The sequence below is a fragment of the Acinetobacter sp. 40AMC3-4 genome (assembly GCF_049898185.1).
Classification (GTDB): Bacteria; Pseudomonadota; Gammaproteobacteria; order Pseudomonadales; family Moraxellaceae; genus Acinetobacter.
Genome location: NZ_JAFCXG010000002.1, coordinates 38,340 through 56,707, shown reverse-complemented (window position 1 = coordinate 56,707; position 18,368 = coordinate 38,340). Strand labels below are relative to the sequence as shown.

General features: G+C 42.5%; 21 protein-coding genes. 7 read left to right on the top strand and 14 right to left on the bottom strand.

The features are described 5' to 3' along the window. Positions 1-3: 3 nt before the first annotated feature. The gene (locus ACP7BU_RS02975; RefSeq protein WP_425878909.1) at positions 4-909 is read right to left on the bottom strand and encodes a LysR family transcriptional regulator ArgP; all 906 of its coding nucleotides are present in this window, start codon (positions 907-909) and stop codon (positions 4-6) included. A gap of 104 nt (positions 910-1,013) precedes the next feature. On the opposite strand from ACP7BU_RS02975, the gene ACP7BU_RS02970 reads away from it, so the two are divergent. Together ACP7BU_RS02970 and ACP7BU_RS02965 are read left to right on the top strand one after the other, a co-directional pair. Continuing rightward, on the top strand, positions 1,014-1,619 hold the full coding sequence (locus ACP7BU_RS02970) for a LysE/ArgO family amino acid transporter (RefSeq protein ID WP_004645643.1): 606 nt from the start codon (positions 1,014-1,016) through the stop codon (positions 1,617-1,619). A gap of 409 nt (positions 1,620-2,028) precedes the next feature. Continuing rightward, a complete protein-coding gene (locus ACP7BU_RS02965; protein WP_076754925.1) occupies positions 2,029-2,592 on the top strand; it encodes a YceI family protein in 564 nt (187 codons plus the stop codon). Between the two features lie 87 nt (positions 2,593-2,679). Here ACP7BU_RS02965 and ACP7BU_RS02960 read toward each other — a convergent pair whose 3' ends face one another. The 5 genes from ACP7BU_RS02960 to dapD form a co-directional block, all read right to left on the bottom strand. Then, positions 2,680-3,138 carry a peroxiredoxin gene (locus tag ACP7BU_RS02960; RefSeq protein WP_425878912.1) on the bottom strand — a complete coding sequence of 153 codons (459 nt, stop codon included), beginning with the start codon at positions 3,136-3,138 and terminating at the stop codon, positions 2,680-2,682. Between the two features lie 81 nt (positions 3,139-3,219). After that, complete coding sequence (locus tag ACP7BU_RS02955; protein ID WP_004645640.1) at positions 3,220-3,633, bottom strand: hypothetical protein; 414 nt, start codon at positions 3,631-3,633, stop codon at positions 3,220-3,222. A 16-nt stretch (positions 3,634-3,649) separates the two neighbouring features. Further along, entirely contained in the window at positions 3,650-4,318 is a 669-nt protein-coding gene (gene queC / locus ACP7BU_RS02950; protein ID WP_005097579.1) for a 7-cyano-7-deazaguanine synthase QueC, read from the bottom strand. 34 nt (positions 4,319-4,352) lie between these two features. After that, a complete protein-coding gene (queE, locus tag ACP7BU_RS02945; RefSeq protein ID WP_071850385.1) occupies positions 4,353-5,063 on the bottom strand; it encodes a 7-carboxy-7-deazaguanine synthase QueE in 711 nt (236 codons plus the stop codon). A gap of 131 nt (positions 5,064-5,194) precedes the next feature. After that, the gene (gene dapD / locus ACP7BU_RS02940; RefSeq protein WP_004645637.1) at positions 5,195-6,016 is read right to left on the bottom strand and encodes a 2,3,4,5-tetrahydropyridine-2,6-dicarboxylate N-succinyltransferase; all 822 of its coding nucleotides are present in this window, start codon (positions 6,014-6,016) and stop codon (positions 5,195-5,197) included. Between the two features lie 319 nt (positions 6,017-6,335). Between dapD and carO the strand changes: the two genes are divergently transcribed. Continuing rightward, complete coding sequence (gene carO / locus ACP7BU_RS02935; protein WP_425878916.1) at positions 6,336-7,067, top strand: ornithine uptake porin CarO; 732 nt, start codon at positions 6,336-6,338, stop codon at positions 7,065-7,067. Between the two features lie 56 nt (positions 7,068-7,123). On the opposite strand, the gene ACP7BU_RS02930 is transcribed toward carO, so the two are convergent. The 8 genes from ACP7BU_RS02930 to ACP7BU_RS02895 all read right to left on the bottom strand — a co-directional run bounded on the left by ACP7BU_RS02930 (position 7,124) and on the right by ACP7BU_RS02895 (position 15,141). After that, positions 7,124-8,353 carry an OmpP1/FadL family transporter gene (locus ACP7BU_RS02930; RefSeq protein ID WP_425878970.1) on the bottom strand — a complete coding sequence of 410 codons (1,230 nt, stop codon included), beginning with the start codon at positions 8,351-8,353 and terminating at the stop codon, positions 7,124-7,126. A 93-nt stretch (positions 8,354-8,446) separates the two neighbouring features. After that, complete coding sequence (locus tag ACP7BU_RS02925; protein WP_253138087.1) at positions 8,447-9,370, bottom strand: CysB family HTH-type transcriptional regulator; 924 nt, start codon at positions 9,368-9,370, stop codon at positions 8,447-8,449. 53 nt (positions 9,371-9,423) lie between these two features. Next, positions 9,424-10,485, bottom strand: coding sequence for a sulfate/molybdate ABC transporter ATP-binding protein (locus ACP7BU_RS02920; RefSeq protein WP_004645633.1), 1,062 nt, complete (start codon positions 10,483-10,485; stop codon positions 9,424-9,426). Positions 10,486-10,496: 11 nt separating this feature from the next. Beyond that, positions 10,497-11,390 (bottom strand): sulfate ABC transporter permease subunit CysW, encoded by an 894-nt coding sequence (gene cysW / locus ACP7BU_RS02915; RefSeq protein WP_004279077.1) that lies wholly within the window; start codon positions 11,388-11,390, stop codon positions 10,497-10,499. After that, complete coding sequence (gene cysT / locus ACP7BU_RS02910) at positions 11,387-12,220, bottom strand: sulfate ABC transporter permease subunit CysT (RefSeq protein WP_004279076.1); 834 nt, start codon at positions 12,218-12,220, stop codon at positions 11,387-11,389. The genes cysW and cysT overlap by 4 nt, the downstream gene beginning before the upstream one ends. Positions 12,221-12,306: 86 nt before the next feature. Next, positions 12,307-12,912, bottom strand: a complete 606-nt coding sequence (locus ACP7BU_RS02905) for an RBBP9/YdeN family alpha/beta hydrolase (RefSeq protein WP_005247530.1) — start codon at positions 12,910-12,912, stop codon at positions 12,307-12,309. 32 nt (positions 12,913-12,944) lie between these two features. Continuing rightward, positions 12,945-13,958, bottom strand: a complete 1,014-nt coding sequence (locus ACP7BU_RS02900) for a sulfate ABC transporter substrate-binding protein (RefSeq protein ID WP_253145546.1) — start codon at positions 13,956-13,958, stop codon at positions 12,945-12,947. Between the two features lie 175 nt (positions 13,959-14,133). Then, entirely contained in the window at positions 14,134-15,141 is a 1,008-nt protein-coding gene (locus ACP7BU_RS02895; RefSeq protein ID WP_425878920.1) for a sulfate ABC transporter substrate-binding protein, read from the bottom strand. A 160-nt stretch (positions 15,142-15,301) separates the two neighbouring features. Between ACP7BU_RS02895 and pabC the strand changes: the two genes are divergently transcribed. The 4 genes from pabC (at position 15,302) to ACP7BU_RS02875 (ending at position 18,288) form a co-directional block, all read left to right on the top strand. Further along, positions 15,302-16,114, top strand: coding sequence for an aminodeoxychorismate lyase (gene pabC, locus ACP7BU_RS02890; RefSeq protein ID WP_005247525.1), 813 nt, complete (start codon positions 15,302-15,304; stop codon positions 16,112-16,114). A gap of 1 nt (position 16,115) precedes the next feature. Beyond that, on the top strand, positions 16,116-17,174 hold the full coding sequence (mltG, locus tag ACP7BU_RS02885; protein WP_005247523.1) for an endolytic transglycosylase MltG: 1,059 nt from the start codon (positions 16,116-16,118) through the stop codon (positions 17,172-17,174). Positions 17,175-17,176: 2 nt separating this feature from the next. Beyond that, on the top strand, positions 17,177-17,776 hold the full coding sequence (tmk, locus tag ACP7BU_RS02880) for a dTMP kinase (RefSeq protein WP_005106444.1): 600 nt from the start codon (positions 17,177-17,179) through the stop codon (positions 17,774-17,776). Between the two features lie 95 nt (positions 17,777-17,871). Continuing rightward, a complete protein-coding gene (locus tag ACP7BU_RS02875) occupies positions 17,872-18,288 on the top strand; it encodes a PaaI family thioesterase (RefSeq protein ID WP_219308912.1) in 417 nt (138 codons plus the stop codon). Positions 18,289-18,368 lie beyond the last annotated feature (80 nt).

The window sequence follows — 18,368 nt, the reverse complement described above, 5'->3', positions numbered from 1 at the left end:
GTATCAGGTTGTTATGGGGTGATTCATGGTCGTTTGAGCATGCTGTTTCAAACATTCCCCAAGGATTTCTAGAGCAGGAGACTGTTCTTTCCAGTGATGCCAATACAAGGGTACTTCAATTCGCATCTCACTTGAAAGTTCAAGCAGTCGACCTGACTCCAGCAAATCCCTGGTTTGATAGTCCGGCAGCCAGCCATAGCCTAGACCCATGACAATCGCATCAAAAAATGCGTGGGTCGATGGAATAAAAAAGTGAGGATATTGAGCAAGGTTCAGGCCAAATTCGTGCTGAATAAATTGGGTATGGAGTTGGTCTTTTTCATTAAAAATAATGGCAGGGGCAAGGCGTAGCGCATCCCGATGTACGCCTTGATGAAACCAGTTTCGGGAAAACTTAGGGGTGGCAACCAGACGATACTGCATCTGTCCGATCAATTCGGCCCGGCAACCTTTCATTGCCTTGGCTTCAGTACTCAAACAGGCATTGACGAGACCTGCTTCTAACAGATGATGAGTTTGAGATTGATCATCTACCTGAAAATGCAGCACAATTTTATGCTGGATCAGCTGGGCTTGTAAGGTGGGTAATAGCCAGGTCGCGAGTGAATCAGCATTGGTGGCAATATTCAGACAATAGAAACCTTCATGTTGCAGCTGTCCACCCAAATCTTGCATCAAATTCTGTTCTAGCAAACGTTGATGCTGTAAATAATGCAATAAAGTTTGCCCGGATTGGGTCACGCGGCAAGGCCGATCTCTGACCAGAAGCAATTGTCCCAATTTTTTTTCCAGACTTTGAACACGAAGGGTCACTGCCGAAGCAGTAATATTTAGCTGCTCGGCAGCCAGATCGAAACTTCCCGTTTTTGCAACTGCATAAAAAGCATCACATTGTTTCGCATTCAGCATTTCTATTATCTAAAAATAATTTAGTTAAATTGATATTAACTTAGTTTTAATTAATCGCACTCATTTTGTTCAATAATTCATTTATTCGAAAAAGGGGGAATGTGATGTTCAGTTATATGATGAGTGGTTTTGCTGTGGGAATGAGCCTGATTGTCAGTATCGGTGCACAGAATGCTTTTGTATTAAAACAAGGTTTAAAACAGCAGCATGTGTTTTGGGTCTGTGTGATTTGTGCCTTATCTGATTCCATTTTAATTCTGCTTGGCGTACTGGGCTTTGCGCGCGTCATTGAACATTATCCGGATATTGTTATATTTTCTAAATATATTGGCGCAGGATTCCTATTTTATTATGGTTTACGCCATGCGATCAGCGCATTTAAATCAACCGAGGTCTTGGCACCAAGTGGTCAGCTCACAGAGCATTTTCTACAAGTACTGATGATCTGCCTGGCTTTTACCTGGCTGAATCCGCATGTTTACTTAGACACAGTCATATTGATTGGATCAATTTCAACCCAATACGCCTTAGGAAAATGGTGGTTTGCTTTAGGTGCTGTCTGTGCTTCCTGGTTTTTTTTCTTTAGTTTGGGATATGGAGCAAAAATACTGACGCCTTGGTTTCAACATCCAAAAGCATGGAAAATACTGGATGCTATTATTGCATGTACCATGTGGGGCGTCGCGGTGTCATTAATACTCAGTATTTGATTTAGGCTACGGAAGTGGATAGATCGGTTAAGAGTTGTCTAAACGTGTCATTTTAGATAGTGATCAAGAATAGGCAGCGCAGAAAACAACTCTTTTCATTACTACGAGCACATGGATATTTCCAATATAAATTGAGCTTAAAATCAACGATCTGTCTTATATAAAAATTTATAAAATCAGAATTTTATAAGATGAAAACAGTCTCCTGCTAGGCTAGCAGGGCCACTTATTAGAGAAAAATCAAAGCAAGTATTTTGTCCGTTAGTCATGAATGATTTTACAAAAACTTCAATAAACTGGTATAAAAAGAACGAAAACCTGTTCGTTCAAAAAACAAGAAAATTTAGTTTCAGATTAAGCCGTGTACTTAAATCCGATCAATAAGAAATTAAACAAGGTGGATTTAAAATTGAAAACAATAATAAAAACTGGGCTCCTTAGCCTAGCGATCTGTTTAGCTTTGACTAGTCAGTCTTTTGCAAGATCATGGACCTTAACTCCCAAAAGTGATGTCGGTTTTGAGATTAAGTCGATGGGTCTTACTGTAGTTAAAGCCAAGTTCAATCAGGTTCAATCTACGATGCAGTTTGATGCTAAAGCACCGCAAAATGCCTCAACCCATTTGGTCATGGATGTAGAAAGTTTAAGCTTTAGTAAGCCGCTATTTAAACATATGATTTTGGGCGAAGACCTGTTTTATGTAGAAAAATATAAGACTGTAATTTTTAAAAGTATCCAGTTTAAAGATCTAGGCAATGGCAAATACAATGTTTTAGGTCATTTAACCCTGCGTGGTGTGACCAAGCCAGTGATTTTCGAAACAACCTTTAAACCCAGTATGTCGAATGCCAAGCTGCTTGATGTTCAGGCATCTGCCGTGATTAACCGTAGGGATTTTGGTATGAAAAAAGGAATTGCCGGGGTAGGAGATAAAGTGAATCTTCATCTATCAGGACAGTGTGAAATGAACTAGGGGAAATATAAAATACTTGATTATACAAATGTTATCGTAAAAAAAAGCCCGAATGTTTCGAGCTTCTATTCATACACAAGCATACAATTAAGCAGCTTGCAAAGCTTTTAAATCTTCCAAAACTTGTTCTGCATGACCTGCTGCTTTGACCTTACGGTATTCTTTGACCAGTTGGCCTTTATGGAAAATAAAAGTTGAACGCTCAATGCCCATCACTTGTTTGCCATACATGTTCTTTTCTTTAATCACATCAAAATGATGACACAAAATTTCTTCTTTATCGCTGATCAGATTGATACTCAAATTCTGCTTTTCAGTAAAGTTCTGATGGGCTTTTACCGAATCACGGGATACGCCAAGAATTGTGGTGTTCAAAGCATCGAACTGATCTTTTAAACAGGAAAAGCCAACTGCCTGAGTGGTGCAGCCCGGCGTAGAATCTTTAGGATAAAAATAAATCACCAGCCATTCTGTATTTAACTGGGTTAAATTGATTTCGCCTGTCGTCGCAGGAAAATTCTGGTCAAGCAAACTAATTTCAGACATAAAAACTCCTGTTTTCTTTAAATTTTTTCAAAAAAATAAGCCACATTATAGTGGCTTATTTTATCAAAGAATAATCAGATCTTATTTCTTTGGTGCCGCTTGAGCTGATTTCATTGCTTCTTCAGTCAAAGTTTTCAGTTTGCCTGTTAACTGTGGACCAAAGCATGCTTGAAGATCTTTATTCTGCTTCTGTACAAAAGCTAAAGTGCCTGGGCTTTTCTTCTGGTTAATAGTGCTTTGAATTTCCCATTTTTGTGCATTGGTTAATTTGCCATCTGCTTCAATAGCACAACCACAATATTTGCTGACTTCAGCAGATGTCAATTTTTTGCTTTTGCCAGTTTCATTTTTACAAACATTGATCAATGCAGATTTTACATTGGTGCTTTTATAAGCTTGTTGTAATTTGTCATCAGCCGCTTGAGCTGTAGTTGCGAACATAGCAGCAGCTGAAACAATTGCTGAAAGCACGATGCTTGATTTTAAATTCTTCATAAACTCTACCTTGTTATTACGGTATATAACGTGTCGGGTCTTCAACACCTGCGTCCGCAAAACCCTGTTTACGTAAACGACAACTGTCGCATTTGCCACAGGCACGTCCTTGGTCATCTGCTTGATAGCATGACACCGTTTGACTGTAGTCTACGCCATGTTCAATACCTAAGCGAATGATATTTGCTTTGGATAAATGTAACAAAGGTGTTTCAAATTTGAGCGCCTGACCCTCTACGCCAACCTTAGTCGCAAGGCGTGCCATGTTGGCAAATGCGTCAATAAATTCCGGACGGCAATCCGGATAACCGGAGTAATCAACCGCATTAATTCCGATCACAATCGCTTCAGCTTCGAACACTTCAGCTGCTGCTAAGGCGTAAGACAAGAAGATAGTATTACGTGCCGGAACATAGGTAATCGGAATGCCAGCCTGTTCATGGTCGGGCACCTCAATACTATGATCGGTAAGGGCTGAGCCACCCAGATTACCCAGATCAATATTGATCACTCTATGTTCCACACCCGCACGTTGCGTTAAAGCTTTTGCTGCATCCAGCTCGGTCGTTGAACGCTGACCATATCGAAAACTGAGTGCGATACATTCATAGCGTGCCTGTGCCCAAGCCAGACATGTTGTTGAGTCTAATCCGCCAGATAACAGGACAATGGCACGAGGGCGCATAAGCTGATTCTCCAAAAAAATACTTTACAAAAAATTAACGACCAGTTTCATCATTCCATAACAACTTGTGTAGCTGTAACTGGAAACGAACAGGGAGATGGTCTTCTAAAATCCACTGAGCCAAATCACGTGCCAGTGGTGGTAACTGAACTGCACCTTTTTCGACCGCAAATGCAGGCGAAAACCAAACTGTACTCACTTTGTCTTGAAGTTGGTACAGTTCTAACTGCTGCTTTGACCATTCATAATCTTCACGATTGCATATCACAAACTTGATTTGATCATGTGCAGTTAAATGATCGAGATTAGAAAGCAAATTCCGTGCAACTTCACCTGAAGTTGGTGTTTTTAAATCGAGGACTTTGGAAACACGTGAATCCACTTTGGACACATCTAGAGCCCCACTGGTTTCAAGTGAAACCTGACATCCTAAATCTGCCAGTCGCTGCATCAGGGGCAGGGCATTGGGCTGTGCCAGAGGTTCACCACCGGTCACACAGACGTAAGGCGTTTTAAAATCAAGCGTAGTCTGGATAATATCGTCTAGAGACTGACGCTCACCACCTTCAAAGGAATAGGTGGTATCACAATAGCTACAACGCAATGGGCAACCGGTTAAACGGATAAATACTGTTGGCAGTCCTGCGGCATTGGCTTCACCTTGCAATGAATAGAAAATCTCCGTAATGCGTAAACCCGCAGACGGATCAGAGACAGGAATTGCGGAAGATCGAAGCGTATTCATAACAAAACTAACCAATGAAAAATAAATAACCGGGTATAAAAATAAAAATCCCTACGATTATTACTAATCGTAGAGACGAGGAGCGATTGAAGCTCCAAGGAACACGAATGTGTCCTCTAAGTTAAGACATCTTAGTCTTCGCGTAATAGATCGTTCAGACTTGTTTTAGAACGAGTTTGTGCATCAACTTTTTTTACGATAATGGCAGCATATAAGCTGTAAGTACCACATTTAGATGGAAGGCTACCTGCAACAACGACAGAACCTGCTGGTACGCGACCATAATGGATTTCGCCAGTGGCACGGTCATAAATCTTGGTTGATTGACCAATGAATACGCCCATTGAAATCACAGAACCTTCTTCAACGATTACGCCTTCAACGATTTCAGAACGTGCACCGATAAAGCAGTTATCTTCAATAATGGTTGGATTCGCTTGAAGCGGTTCAAGCACACCACCAATACCTACACCACCTGACAAGTGAACATTTTTACCGATTTGTGCACATGAACCTACAGTTGCCCAGGTATCAACCATCGTGCCTTCATCTACATAAGCACCAATGTTGACATAAGAAGGCATCAAGATCACGCCTTTAGCCTGGAAAGAACCTTTACGTGCAACAGCAGGCGGTACAACACGTACGCCAGCAGCCTTGAATTGTTCTTCAGTCCAACCTGAGAATTTAGTCTCTACTTTGTCATAGAAACGAAGATCACAAGCTTCCATTGGTTTGTTGTCGTTTAATTTAAATGATAACAATACCGCTTTTTTAATCCATTGATGAACAACCCATTCACCATCGATTTTTTCAGCAACACGTAAAGTACCATTGTCTAGACCAGCAATTACTTCCTCTACTGCTTGACGAATTTCAGCAGAGCAATCTGCAGCTGTAAAATTCGCACGGTCTTCAAACGCTTGTTCAATGATTGTTGAAAGCTGCGACATGATCTTCCTTCCAGAAAAAAATTTTCTAGATTTTACACTATATTGCAGGAAAAATAGTTGAAAGCACTAAAAATAGATGAAAAATAACCAAAAGTGTAGAAAGCGTGAAATTATTAAAGTGATAAGTATACTTTTTCATTATGTTGAAATGTAGGAGAAGTGTTAGAAAACACTTGGTTCTCAACAAGAAAAATTAATTTGTATCAAAAAATAACAAAAGATGAGCAAAATGCGAATAAAAAATATTTTTTAAGTCCTTTATATTGAGCCTATCACGAATAACTAATGATCAAAATAAGTTCTTTTGAGGAGAGAAATAATGAAAGCTTTATATCAACTTTTAGCAGTATCCGTTCTAGCTGCCACAGCTGGATCTGTCATGGCTGCTGATGAAACAATCGTAACAGATGAAGGCGTTGCTGAATTCTCTTTCTTTAAACCAGCTTCTGTTCGTGCTGAAGTCGGTACTACCGGTTATGGTGGTGCAATTTCCTGGAGTGCTAACCCATATGTAGGTGTCACTCTAGGTTATAACGGTGGAGACATTTCCTGGTCTGATGATTTATCAATCAATGGTTCTGATTATGACTTGGATATGGACAATAACCTGACTTACTTGAATGCTGAAATTCGTCCTTGGGCAAACTGGTTCTATATGGCAGCTGGTGTAGCTTATGTAGATAATCAATATGATATCGATCGTCGAGTTCGTTCTGGTGAAACCTTCTCCGTAAATGATGTTGAATTCCGAGCAAATGGAGATGCACGTATTAGTGGTGACCTATCTTATAAAAATAATATTGCACCATACCTAGGTATTGGTTTCTCTCCAGCAATTACTAATCGTTGGGGTGTGTTTGGTGAAATTGGTGCTTACTACAATGGAAATCCAACAGTTAACTTAACTTCAAGTGGAGTTGCTACTCCTACAAATCCTGGAGTCATTGCTGACTTTAACCAACAAGTTCAGCTGGAAGAAGACGATATTCGTAATGACAACGAATATAAGTGGCTACCAGTAGCGAAACTGGGTGTAAGCTTCCGCTTCTAAGTTTTAGTCTTATAAAAAACGGGCTTCGGCCCGTTTTTTATATTTTTAGAACAATTTTAAAAGTGATAACCCAGTTTCAAGCCTAGGATCCAGACACTGTTATCAGAAACTGCGGATAAGCCTGCAATCTGTGGCGTAATAGATTCGGATGAGGAAATTTCAGGTTGTTGAAACTTTAAATAATATAGTCCTGTAGCAATATCCCAGGTTTCTTGAATTTTATAAAGATGACCTAGTCCAATGCCCCAATAGCCATCACTCGGATTCAGGGTTGAAGCCGGATTTCCTGTACCAGAATCCCATAAAAGTTCGATCGAATTTATGCCAAAAGTTGGCCATTGATGAGCAAGTCCGATTTTTCCAGACCATTGATCCTTACGATAATCAATCATTCTAAAAGATTTTACTTCAGGGAACTGTAAGGCCGCATAGTCAATTACAGCGCCAAATTTAGGCGGCTGGATCACGAAATTTTGCCAGTTTGACCAACGCAGCGTGCCATAGAGCGCATTTTGATCAGTTAAAGCTGTCTGAAAATCCAAGTTCACAGACTGTGGAGTTTGAATTTCTGTATAAGGTGCTGGATTTGTACCTACAATAATGGATTCAGTGGTTTTATTGTGATGAGTAATTGCAGAACGATAGGTCAGTGCGGTTCTAAAAAAATATTCAGGAATCTGATAACTGATTCCTGCAAGCCAGCCCCAAGCGGGATCTCGTTCAAATGTGGCTCGATAACCATTGAATATATAAAATGTCTGCCCGGATAAATATAAATTTCCCTCTAAGCTTTGATAACTTAGCCCTGTATAAAAATTCCAGTTATCGTTTGGTTGAAAGCCAATTAATGAGGTCAAATTATGGCTCTCAAACTGAATAGTAGCAGCCTCAATTGGAAGCGCTGCACCTGCAAAAACAGGATCATAATGATAAGCGATATCTATAGAATAAGGCTGATCGTAAATCAGTCCCCACGACACTTGAGGATTCAACTGGAATTTTAATGCGGCATTGGAAACCCATTGGTTATGGGTAAGATTTCCTGTAGAAAAATCGGTGATGCCTAATTGTTGCAGCTCTTCGGTATGTTGTACCTGACCACTGATATCAGGGCGAACCCAGGCCAATGAAACTTCAGCATAATGATTTTTTTCAAAAAACGATTGGATGCTTTGGTTAGATTGTTCAAACGCTGCTGCATAACCTGACCCGGAGAAAAACAAGCCCATGGAGAAAAGAGCAAATTTATTATTGATCATCTTGGTATAATTCAATTTATTATGCACGTGATTATGCTTGATATTTATATTCTTTATCCACTCAAAAAATAAAAAAGAGGCCATGTAGCCTCTTTGATTAAAAACTTAAAATAGTGCACTTTATTCGTCTGGATAAGCCACTTTTTTCAGTGCCTTAATATCTGCGTCTGGGGAACAGAGTGAAATAAACTCGTAGCCATAACCTCGCAGTAAATGACCTTTACGCACTGCAATCCAAGTGGTATTTATGCCGAAAATATCGGTTTTAATCTGCTTTAAGCGGTAATCACGCTCCGGGTCATAGGCCACATCGTTGACAATGCCGACACCCATATTCATTTCTACATAGGTCTTGATGACATCGGCATCAAGTGCGGACATCACAATATCCACATCAAAACCAGCTTCTTCAAAGGCGGTATCAATCTTGGAGCGACCGGTAAGACCACCGTGATAGGTAATAATCGGGTAGTGCGCCAGATCTTCGATGAGCACGTGTTCCTTACTTGCCAGTGGATGATTCTGCGGGGTAATAATACTGTGTTGCCAGTTATAGTAAGGCACGCTGGCCAGATTATCTTCAGTGGTGAGTGCTTCGGTCGCAATACCGATATCGGCTTGTCCTTGCAGCAGCATTTCCGTGATTTCAACCGGGCTGGCCTGTTGCAGAATCAAATGAACTTTAGGGAATTCTTTTTTGAATTGGCTGACAATTGGTGGCAACACATAACGCGCCTGGGTATGCGTCGTGGCAATCGTCAATGTGCCTTCATCGACTTTATTGAAATCATCGGCCAGACGTTTGATATTGTCGGCATCGACCAGCATGCGTTCCACAATGCCTAAAAGTGCCTGACCTGGTTCGGTTAAGCCCAGTAGGCGTTTACCTTTACGGATAAATAGCTGTACTCCCAGTTCATCTTCCAGATCTTTAATGTGCTTACTTACCCCAGACTGTGAAGTATAAAGCGCAGCGGAAGCTTCAGTTAAATTAAAGTTTTGTCTAACCGTTTCTCGTATAATTCTTAATTGTTGGAAATTCATAATTCTCTTACCCTAGAAGAGGATGGGGCATTTTAAAGCCCCATCTTTTGATCTTAAGCGACCTGGTTTTCAAATAAATGCAAATTCACCGCACTTAACCAAACAGTTTGATTTGGGCGGAATTGATGCGCTCTCGCTTCATCAGGCGTCAGTAAAATTTCAATCAGATTGCCTTGACGGTCATTTAGCTCAGCAACTACTTTACCCGCGATCCATAATTCACGAATGAAGGTCGCCTGAATGGCATTGTCGTGTGGCTGTGCATGGATGCGTAGTTCATCTGGACGTGCGAATAAAATCACTTCACCTTGAGCGGCATTTTTTGCACCCTCGAATTGAATACGGTCTTCACCGAGCTGGATGATGCCTGCATTGTTTTGACCTTCAAAACGATTCGCCTGACCTAAGAAGTCGAATACAAATGGGGTTTTCGGTGTTTCATAGACTTCACGTGGTGAACCAATTTGTTCAACATTGCCCTTGTTCATCACCACGATTTGATCTGCAACTTCAAGCGCTTCTTCCTGATCGTGTGTTACGAAAATAGAAGTAATATGCAATTCGTCATGCAGGGTGCGTAACCAGCGACGCAGCTCCTTACGGACTTTGGCATCCAGTGCACCGAAAGGTTCATCCAGTAACAATACGCGCGGTTCAACTGCCAAAGCACGTGCCAAGGCAATACGCTGGCGCTGACCACCAGAAAGTTGAGCTGGATATCGGTCAGCCAGGAAACCAAGCTGAACCAAGTCGAGCAAACGAGTCACACGTTTCTTGATTTCTGCTTCCGATGGACGGGTTTTACGCGGACGAACACGCAAACCAAAGGCAATATTGTCAAATACCGTCATATGGCGGAATAGGGCATAGTGCTGGAATACAAAGCCAACTTCACGCTCACGCACATGTACATTGGTGGCATCCTGACCTTCTAAAATCACCTGACCGCCATCCGCAGATTCCAGACCGGCAATAATCCGTAGCAAAGTGGTTTTACCACAGCCGGATGGGCCAAGAAGTGCGACCAGTTGACCATCTGGGAAATCCAGCGAAATGTTTTTTAGTGCGTGGAATGCACCAAAGTGTTTTTCAATATTTTGTACTTGAATACTCATGTGGGCATTCCTTAAGAAACTGTTGAATCTTCATTACGTTTGTCTTGTTTTTCCTGGCGCAGTTCCACCCATGTTTTTAAAATCAGGGTCACAATTGCGAGGAGAGCCAGAAGCGAAGACACGGCAAACGCAGCACTAAAGGTATATTCGTTATAAAGAATTTCGACGTGTAGCGGCAAGGTATTGGTTTCACCACGGATATGGCCGGAAACCACCGACACCGCACCAAATTCACCCATGGCCCGCGCATTACACAGAATCACGCCATAGATCAGACCCCATTTGATATTGGGCAGGGTCACTTTCCAGAAAGTCTGCCAGCCAGATGCACCGAGTACAATCGCAGCTTCTTCTTCTTCGGTTCCTTGTGCTTCCATTAACGGAATTAGCTCACGCGCAACAAAAGGTACCGTAATAAAGATAGTCGCTAGGACAATCGCAGGCACTGCATAAAGGATCTTGATATCGTGATCCATCAGCCAAGAACCCATCCAGCCTTGGGTACCGAAAATCAGCACCAGCATCATACCCGCGATCACAGGTGAAACCGAGAAGGGGAGATCAATAATGGTCGTCAGGAATGATTTACCTGGAAAGTTAAACTTCGCCACAGACCAGGCTGCCGCAACACCAAATACGACGTTGAGCGGTACCGCGATTGCAGCTGTCAGCAAGGTAAGTTTCACTGCCGACAAGGTATCTGGATGCACCAGTGCCTGTGTATAAACGCCAACCCCTTGTTTAAACGCTTCAACAAAAACCAGAATCAAGGGCAGAATCAAGCAGCTTAAAAAGAAGATTAAGGCAATAGTGAGCAGTGTATAGCGTACCCAAGTTGGCTCACGGGTTGCATCACGGGATTGCAACTTTTCAGCCAGCGCATTGCTGTTGGTATTTAAACTCATCGCGCAGTTCTCCCGGTACGACGGCTAGCCCATGCCTGTAATAAGTTAATCAGGAATAGCATCACGAAGGAAATCAGTAGCATGACGACAGCAATCGTGGTTGCACCGGCATAGTCATATTCTTCTAGGCGAGAAATAATCATTAAGGGTGCAATTTCCGTTTCAAAAGGCTGGTTACCAGCAATAAAGATCACTGAACCATATTCACCGACACCACGAGCAAAGGCTAAAGCGAAGCCAGTGATCAGCGCAGGCAGCAGAATTGGGAAAATCACTTTGGTCACAATCTGAAAACGGTTGGCACCCAATGCAGATGCAGCTTCTTCCAGTTCGGTTTCCAGATCGCTAAGGACTGGCTGAACCGTACGCACTACAAAAGGCAGACCAATAAAGATCAATGCCAGTGTAATACCAATCGGGGTATAAGCGACTTGAATGCCAATCGGTTCTAAATATTGACCAATCCAGCCGGTCGGTGCATATAAAGAGGTCAGGGCAATACCCGCAACCGCAGTGGGTAAGGCAAAAGGCAAATCTACCAGGGCATCGACAATACGTTTGCCCGGAAAGCTGTAACGTACCAGACACCACGCCAGTAACAGGCCAAACACTACATTGACCAGTGCAGCGACAATGGCCGCGGTGAAACTTAACTGCAATGATTTCAAGATACGTTCAGAGCTCAGGATTTCCCATAAGCCATCCCAGCCAATGCCCAGTGATTTAATAAAAACAGCTGACAGCGGGATTAAAACGATTAATGACAAATACGCTAGGGTAAAGCCTAGAGAAAGACCAAATCCTGGCAGCACTCGGGATCGCTGCGACATGATTACTCCTCAGAAGAGAGAAAGCTGATTGAAGTCAATCAGCTAAAATAAAAAAAAAATTTGGGCACAAGCATAATTTGCAGCGACTAAAATGCAAATTTAAAATAACACTTGCTCTCATCAACTTTGCTGATATGGGGCATAGTGTTTTCTGAAATCAAATAGTGTTCAATTTCAGGAAAAGGGCCAAAACCAGAAGCGACATTGACATGACCGACTGCACCCAGATTAATTGGTTTGATTTTCCAGGTTTGGGCCAGTATGTGGGCATCTTCAAAACTTAACCAGGGATCATTTTCACTGATCAATAACGTGGTGGGCACCTGAAGCTTGAGCTGTTGAAAATAGGTGCTGTAATCAGTCTGACTGTCGCGCGAAAAACCATTTTCCCCAAATCGTGCCGGATTAGCTGGTGCCACCAATAGCAGATTTTTTACTTTTGCATTGAGTTCGGGATGTTGGGCAAGGGCCGCAATACTGGTCAGACAGCCAAAGCTGTGTGCGACAATCTGAACCTCTGCTGGAATGGCTTGCAGAGTTTTGACAAATTCTGCTACCCAGATATCCAGTACCGGATGATTCCAGTCCTTTTGCTGCACACGGGAGCATCGCATCAGCCGGTGCTGTAAGCAGGTTTGCCAGTGGTTGTATTCACTGCCACCTACACCAGGAACGATAAGCGTATGAATCATGTCGATGCTCCTATATCAATCAGCTTGGAAAATTATTTCGCGCTGTTGGCTTTAACGATCTGGTCAAATACACCACCATTTTCAAAGTGGGCTTTTTGTACCTTGTTCCAGCCGCCAAATTCCTGATCAATCGTCACCAGTTTTAGTGGTTTGAACACATGCTTATATTTTTTTAAAGCGGCTTCACTACGTGGACGATAATAATGTTTGCCTGCCAGGTCTTGACCCAATGGTGAATACAGGAAGTTCAAATAGCCTTGAGCCAAGTGCTGGTTGCCTTTTTTCTTGGCATTTTTTTCTACAATCGCCACCGGTGGCTCAGCGAGAATAGACAGAGAAGGAGTAATAATTTCAAATTTTCCCGGCTGTTCGCGAAGGGCCAAATGTGCTTCGTTTTCCCAAGCGAGTAAAACATCCCCGATGCCGCGTTCAGCAAAAGTCGTGGTTGAGCCACGTGCCCCAGAATCCAGCACTTTGGTATTTTTATAAATTTTACGGACAAATTCTTGCGCAGTCTTATCATTACCGCCCGCCTGATGTTTGGCCCAAGCCCAAGCCGCCAGATAATTCCAGCGAGCCCCACCTGAGGTTTTTGGATTTGGGGTAATGATTGCTACACCCGGTTTGACCAGATCACCCCAATCTTTAATTGCTTTAGGATTGCCTTTACGTACCAGAAAAACGATGGTTGAAGTATAAGGCGTCGAGTTTTGCGGCAATTTCTTCTGCCAGTCCGCAGGTAATAGTTTTGCTTTTTCTGCCAGCACATCAATATCGGCTGCCAGTGCCAGCGTGACCACATCCGCATCCAGACCATCAATCACTGAACGTGCCTGTTTGCCTGAACCGCCATGTGATTGCTTGAAATTGATTTTTTGTCCGGTACGGCTTTCCCAGTATTTGCCAAAATTCTTATTTACATCTTCATACAGTTCACGGGTCGGATCGTAGGATACATTGAGAAAATCACGTGCTGTTGCACCGAAAGAGGTTGCCGAGATAACAGCTGCTAAAACCCCAAGTTTTAATGTGTTTGAAATGCTCATCTGGACTGAATCTCTGATATGTTCTGTAACATAAGCGCAGAATAAACTTATTCTTTATGCATAAAAAATAATTAAAAATGAATTTTATATGAAAAAAAGAGATAAATAAGCTCTTAAGTGTTTGAAATAAGAATGGCCTTATGAATCAAGGCCATAATGAACTGCATTTAAAGTATTATTTTGCGTGATTGGCTTTGACAATCTGATCAAACACACCGCCATTGTCAAAATGCTGTTTCTGAACCTTGGTCCAGCCACCAAATTCTTTATCAATGGTGACCAGTTTTAAGGACTTGAATACGGTACTGTATTGCTTTAATACATTCGCATTACGTGGACGGTAAAAGTTTTTCGCCGCCACAGTCTGTCCAGCAGGTGAATAGAGGTAATTTAAATAGGCTTTGGCCAGATGTTCATTACCATCTTTCTTGGCATTTTTTTCTAAGATTGCCACGGGTGGTTCAGCCAGAATAGACAGAGAAGGAGTAATGATTTCAAATTTTCCCGGCTGTTCGCGGACGGCCAAATGTGCTTCATTTTCCCAAGCCAGTAATACATCCCCAATCCCGCGTTCAGCGAAAGTCGTGGTAGCACCACGTGCACCCGAATCCAGTACTTTGGTTTGTTTGTAGATTTGACGGACAAAGTCTTGTGCTTTGGCATCATTGCCACCTTTCTGGTGTTTGGCCCACGCCCAGGCAGCCAGATAATTCCAGCGTGCACCACCTGAAGTTTTTGGGTTCGGGGTAATAATGTCTACGCCCGGTTTAACCAGATCTCCCCAGTCTTTGATTCCTTTTGGATTGCCTTTACGTACCAAAAACACAATCGTCGAAGTATAAGGCGTCGAGTTTTGCGGCAATTTCTTCTGCCAGTCTTTCGGCAGCAAACCGCGCTCTGCAATTTCATCAATATCTGCCGCCAGTGCCAGTGTCACGACATCTGCATCCAGACCATCAATCACCGCACGTGCCTGTTTGCCTGAACCGCCATGCGACTGTTTATAATTGACTTCCTGGCCAGTGGTTTTTTTCCAGTAAGCACTGAATTCTTTATTAAAGTTGTCGTACAATTCGCGAGTCGGGTCATAAGACACGTTCAGGAAATCTTTTGCTGAAACGCTTAAGGCGCTTGCTGAAAGTAGCGCTGCCAGTACCCCAATTTTTAATTTACGCGTGTTCATTTTTTGCCTCAAGTTTTTTAGCTTTTGTTAGATGAGGCAAGAATAGCTTGAGATTTTTTGCATAAAAAATAATTAAAAAAGAATTGGATGTGAGTAAAAAAGATATATAGGTGAAGCCTGAATCTGACTGCTCAATTTTTCATTTTAGAGGCTGCAAAATATGCTGTATTTAAAAAATGCCCAACAGGTCAGCCAGATAGATGTGCTGGATCGTGGCTTTCATTATGGTGATGGCTGTTTTACCACGGCCCGGATTCGGCATAACCGGATTGAATTATATGATCGTCATCTGGCACGTTTGCACATTAGCAATCAGAAATTAAGCCTGAATGCCAATCTTGATCTGATTGCAGAAAGCTTACAGATTTTACGTGCATCAGAACATGAACTGAATGGCACATTGAAAATCGTGCTGAGTCGTGGAATTGGTCAGCGCGGTTATAGCTTGCCGGATCATCCTGCAGATCTCTGGCTATTTTATTATCCTCAAACCGTACAGGATTTTAAGTTTGAGCAGATTCAAAGTGGCATTTTACAGCAGGCATTAGGACTGACGATGCCGAGTCTGGTAGGGCTAAAAACCTTAAACCGTCTAGAGCAGGTTTTGCTGAAACAGGAAGCAGATCAAAGCGGCTGGCCTGAGGCCCTGGTGACAGATGTACAGGGCGGTGTTGTCGAAGGGGTAAGCAGTAATTGTTTCATTCGTATAAACAATACATGGATTACGCCGGAACTTCGTTATAATGGCGTCTTCGGTGTCATGCGTGCAGAAATTCTACAACGTATGCAAGATCAGGGAATTAGCTGTCAGCAACGCTGTATCGATATGGATGAAATCAACCATATTCAAAGCCTGTTTTTCTGCAATGCACTCAGCCCGATGAAAATTGTCACGCAATTTGAGCAGCGAACCTTGGATGGCGATGCTTGTATTGAAATTTTTAACCGTCTTCGATTGAACCAGATGTCTTAATATGTCAGCTTCCAAACCTAAAGCCAAAAAGAAAAATAAAGCGAGATTCTCCTCATCTTTCAAAGGAATTGCCTTGGTCCTGATGGGGATTGCTTTGATCTTGGCGTTGATCCTGAAAAGCAGTTTGTGGAAGGAGTATCCTGTCGAAGGAAAAAAACAGCTGCTCGCGATTGAATCTGGTCAAACCTATTCCGGTTTTATTGATCGTCTGGCCAAAGAAAATCAGGTGAGTTTTCCGATCATTCTCAAGCTGTATCAGCGCATCATGATTCATGACAGCATGAAAGCGGGCGTGTATGAAGTGCGCCAGGGCATGAGCATCCGTCAGGTCTTGGAGATGATTTCCGATGCAGACAATGCCCAGATGAGCCGGATTCTGGTGATTGAAGGAACGACTTTTAAGCAACTGATTGATGCCCTGAAGAAAAATGATCTGGTCACCAAAGAAGTGCTGCATCTGCCTACTGAGCAATTACTCAAAGAACTGAATATTCCGTTTTCACATCCTGAAGGGCTGTTTGCACCGGATACTTATTTCTTTGCCAAAGGTGAAACTGACCGTAAAATTCTGACCAATCTTTATCAGCGACAGATGAAAGCACTGGATGAGGCGTGGGCGAAACGTGCAACTGATCTGCCATATCAGAATAAATATGACGCGCTGATTATGGCATCGATTATTGAAAAAGAGACCAGTGTAGATCGTGAATTGGAACAGGTTTCTGGGGTATTTGTACGCCGTTTAAAAATTGGCATGCGTTTACAGACCGATCCAACAGTGATTTACGGAATGGGCGATAATTATAATGGCAATATTACCCGTAAAGATTTACGCACACCGACGCCGTATAACACCTATACTATTTCAGGTTTGCCGCCAACGCCAATTGCGTTGCCAAGCAAGAAAGCCATTGAAGCAGCCATGCATCCGGATAATTCTGACAACCTGTATTTTGTCGCTACCGGTAATGGTGGACATAAGTTCACGAGCAATCTGAATGACCACAATAAAGCCGTACAGGAATATCTGACGATTTTACGCTCGAAAAATAAGGAATGAGTATGTTTATTAGCTTTGAAGGCACAGAAGGTGTAGGTAAAACCACGCTCATTCGTTCGATCTATGAAGACTTTATCGCCCAGGGCAAAGATGTTATTTTGACTCGTGAACCCGGTGGAACCCCGATGGCTGAGCAGATTCGCTCGCTGTTGCTGGCTGTGAACCATGAAGAAGCCATGGCGCATGATACCGAGCTGTTATTGATGTATGCGGCGCGTGCCCAGCATCTGGCACAAGTGATTCTGCCCGCATTAGAAGCTGGGAAAATTGTCTTATGTGACCGTTTTAGCGATGCCAGCTTTGCCTATCAATGTGCAGGTCGGGGTCTGAGCGAAACCAAGTTGCAGTTACTGAATGACCACTTTGTCGCACGCATGCCGGACATCACGTTCTGGTTAGAAGCACCTATTGAACTGGGGATGAACCGAGCACGTGAACGTGGTGCGCTGGATCGCTTTGAACAGGAAAAAGTCACTTTCTTTGAGAAAGTGAGAGCAGGATATGAAAGCTTGTGGCAACGTCATCCTGAACGGATCAAACGTCTGGATGCAACTCAAACGCCTGAGCAGGTATTTGAGCAGGCCTTAAGTTATTTAAAATAAGCTTGGAATTAAAATACTTTTTATTTAATTTTTCTCTAGGTTTATCTGTGAAGAATCTTCTATATTAAGACTGATATAGAAGATTTTTTAATCATATGAAAACGACCAAAACTGAGATAGAACAATTTTTACAAAAAGAATTTCCGCAAAGTCTGGAGAAGTGCCGGATTGAAGCCGTTTCTCCGCGTGGAGCCACTCTGGTTTATCAGGTGAGATCAGAAGAATTGCGCCCAGGCGGCACAGTTTCTGGCCCAACCATGATGACCTTGGCGGATTTTGCTCTTTATGTCGCCATTCTGGGTGAAATTGGATTGGTCGGTTTGGCCGTGACCACTAACTTGAATATCAATTTTTTACGTAAACCTTCTGGTGGAACGGATATATGGGGAGAATGTAAGCTGATCAAGGTCGGCAAGGCACTGATCGTGGGAGAAGTCTGGATTTATTCGATAGATCATGAAGAACCTGTGGCGCATGTGACCGGAACATATTCAATTCCACCACAACGTTAAATATTTGAAATTAGAAGACTGGCTATAAATAGCCTAAGCTGACTTTGAGCAAATAAAAATCTAAAAAGAAAAGGAGATAT

What these genes read in the sequence shown, in the direction of transcription:
- ACP7BU_RS02975 (WP_425878909.1), bottom strand. Translation starts at nt 909, where the DNA reads ATGCTGAATGCGAAACAATGTGATGCTTTTTATGCAGTTGCAAAAACG.
- ACP7BU_RS02970 (WP_004645643.1), top strand. Translation starts at nt 1,014, where the DNA reads ATGTTCAGTTATATGATGAGTGGTTTTGCTGTGGGAATGAGCCTGATT.
- ACP7BU_RS02960 (WP_425878912.1), bottom strand. Translation starts at nt 3,138, where the DNA reads ATGTCTGAAATTAGTTTGCTTGACCAGAATTTTCCTGCGACGACAGGC.
- ACP7BU_RS02955 (WP_004645640.1), bottom strand. Translation starts at nt 3,633, where the DNA reads ATGAAGAATTTAAAATCAAGCATCGTGCTTTCAGCAATTGTTTCAGCT.
- queC (WP_005097579.1), bottom strand. Translation starts at nt 4,318, where the DNA reads ATGCGCCCTCGTGCCATTGTCCTGTTATCTGGCGGATTAGACTCAACA.
- queE (WP_071850385.1), bottom strand. Translation starts at nt 5,063, where the DNA reads ATGAATACGCTTCGATCTTCCGCAATTCCTGTCTCTGATCCGTCTGCG.
- dapD (WP_004645637.1), bottom strand. Translation starts at nt 6,016, where the DNA reads ATGTCGCAGCTTTCAACAATCATTGAACAAGCGTTTGAAGACCGTGCG.
- carO (WP_425878916.1), top strand. Translation starts at nt 6,336, where the DNA reads ATGAAAGCTTTATATCAACTTTTAGCAGTATCCGTTCTAGCTGCCACA.
- ACP7BU_RS02925 (WP_253138087.1), bottom strand. Translation starts at nt 9,370, where the DNA reads ATGAATTTCCAACAATTAAGAATTATACGAGAAACGGTTAGACAAAAC.
- ACP7BU_RS02920 (WP_004645633.1), bottom strand. Translation starts at nt 10,485, where the DNA reads ATGAGTATTCAAGTACAAAATATTGAAAAACACTTTGGTGCATTCCAC.
- cysW (WP_004279077.1), bottom strand. Translation starts at nt 11,390, where the DNA reads ATGAGTTTAAATACCAACAGCAATGCGCTGGCTGAAAAGTTGCAATCC.
- cysT (WP_004279076.1), bottom strand. Translation starts at nt 12,220, where the DNA reads ATGTCGCAGCGATCCCGAGTGCTGCCAGGATTTGGTCTTTCTCTAGGC.
- ACP7BU_RS02905 (WP_005247530.1), bottom strand. Translation starts at nt 12,912, where the DNA reads ATGATTCATACGCTTATCGTTCCTGGTGTAGGTGGCAGTGAATACAAC.
- ACP7BU_RS02900 (WP_253145546.1), bottom strand. Translation starts at nt 13,958, where the DNA reads ATGAGCATTTCAAACACATTAAAACTTGGGGTTTTAGCAGCTGTTATC.
- ACP7BU_RS02895 (WP_425878920.1), bottom strand. Translation starts at nt 15,141, where the DNA reads ATGAACACGCGTAAATTAAAAATTGGGGTACTGGCAGCGCTACTTTCA.
- pabC (WP_005247525.1), top strand. Translation starts at nt 15,302, where the DNA reads ATGCTGTATTTAAAAAATGCCCAACAGGTCAGCCAGATAGATGTGCTG.
- mltG (WP_005247523.1), top strand. Translation starts at nt 16,116, where the DNA reads ATGTCAGCTTCCAAACCTAAAGCCAAAAAGAAAAATAAAGCGAGATTC.
- tmk (WP_005106444.1), top strand. Translation starts at nt 17,177, where the DNA reads ATGTTTATTAGCTTTGAAGGCACAGAAGGTGTAGGTAAAACCACGCTC.
- ACP7BU_RS02875 (WP_219308912.1), top strand. Translation starts at nt 17,872, where the DNA reads ATGAAAACGACCAAAACTGAGATAGAACAATTTTTACAAAAAGAATTT.